Source organism: Pontibacter sp. HJ8 (assembly GCF_054824225.1).
Map to the genome: position 1 here is coordinate 1 of NZ_JSYF01000296.1, position 1,362 is coordinate 1,362.

Consider the following 1,362-nt stretch of genomic DNA (forward strand, 5'->3'; position numbering starts at 1 on the left):
CTTTCCAGTTCCTGGTTCAGATCCTCTTTGGCGCGCTTGAACTTCTGGTCCATTTGTTTGGGGCTGCCGCAGAAACGGTTGTAAAAATCAGTGTCCGGGCCGAAGGTGAAAGCGTCCAGTTCCTGTTTCAGCTCATTTACCTGATCGGTCAGAAGCTGCACATAATACTGGAGTTGCTCATCGGGGAGTTTATCCAGCGCCTGGCCCTGTTCCTGCAGAAACTCCATCTGGAGGCGTAGCAGTTCAAAGAAGTCATCGTGGTGGTAGGCCTGGGTTACCTTCTTCATGGCCTCGTCTTTCCAGGCACGCTTCGTTTCGTCCTGTTCCTTGTCGGGGTGCAGTTGCTTGGCCAGGTCGGTATATACGCGGCGGCTGGCCTTGCTGATGTTGTTGAGCTCGGCCTTTGCTTTTGCCTCTTTTTCCTGCTGGGCCTTGGTTTTGCGTCCTTTCTGGCGGTTCTGCTTTTCCTGCTCGCGCTGCTCCATCTCCCGGTCCAACTGCGCCTGTATGCGCTCATACTCATCCAGGTCCCCGAAGTCTTCGGCTATATCTGGCTCCTCTTCTGCTATACCTGCTGTCAGATCGGTTTCGTCTTCTTCGTCCAGGACAATACGTTCCGCATAAGGGAATTCTGCATACCTGTCGTGCAGGACTATCATGTCCTGGCGCTCATACTGAGCAATCAAATCAAACGTGATGTCGGCAATGAGCAGGGCCAGTTTCTCTTTCTCCCGAAAGCTGAAGAGGGGCAGGGCGAAAGCTTCATCCAGCAGCTGCACCAATTCCACGCGCTTCGCAATCTGCCGTGCAATGATGGGCAGCAGCTCTTTCTCGATCCGCTTGCGGGCCTGGCTCATGCTGGCGCGGCGCGCGGCAGTTTCCTGTTTCAGCTGTTCCACCTGCGCTACCTTCTGGTTGAACTCCTGTTGCAGCTTGCTGAGTTGGCGTTGGCCGTTAGAGCTAATTTGAGGTGTGAGAGAGGGAACGGGCTTGTTGGAGTGAGACATAAACTAAACTTGAGACTTGAGCCAGGTATGTTACCTGCCTGGTGATTTGCAAAGATACGCTGCTTTCTGATAACAGCATACGCATGCCCGTTCCTCCGACCTCGCAGCTCCTGCGAGTGTCTGTGTCAAAGGCTATACCTATACCTGCCCGCGGGGATAAGGATATCCCCTTCAGGTTGGCTTCGGGATTGGGAAACCCCGAAGAGCGTTTTTCCTATACCTGGTGTACGAGCGGACAGGTCGCGACCTGTCCCTACCCACTGGTGCTGTTCCGGATTTCTTTATCTGCGTTTTGACAGCAAGGGGTTCAACCGCCAATCCCATACCAGACACTCGCAGGAGCTGCGCACACTGC

2 protein-coding genes are annotated in these 1,362 nt (G+C 54.3%); one reads left to right on the top strand and one right to left on the bottom strand.

The features are described from left to right. Positions 1–1,007 (bottom strand): J domain-containing protein (locus tag OB13_RS13445; protein WP_461490683.1); only part of this gene is annotated, 1,007 nt, incomplete at its 3' end. Positions 1,008–1,090: 83 nt separating this feature from the next. Here OB13_RS13445 and OB13_RS13450 point away from each other — a divergent pair. After that, positions 1,091–1,303, top strand: a complete 213-nt coding sequence (locus OB13_RS13450; RefSeq protein WP_461490684.1) for a hypothetical protein — start codon at positions 1,091–1,093, stop codon at positions 1,301–1,303. Positions 1,304–1,362: the final 59 nt, after the last annotated feature.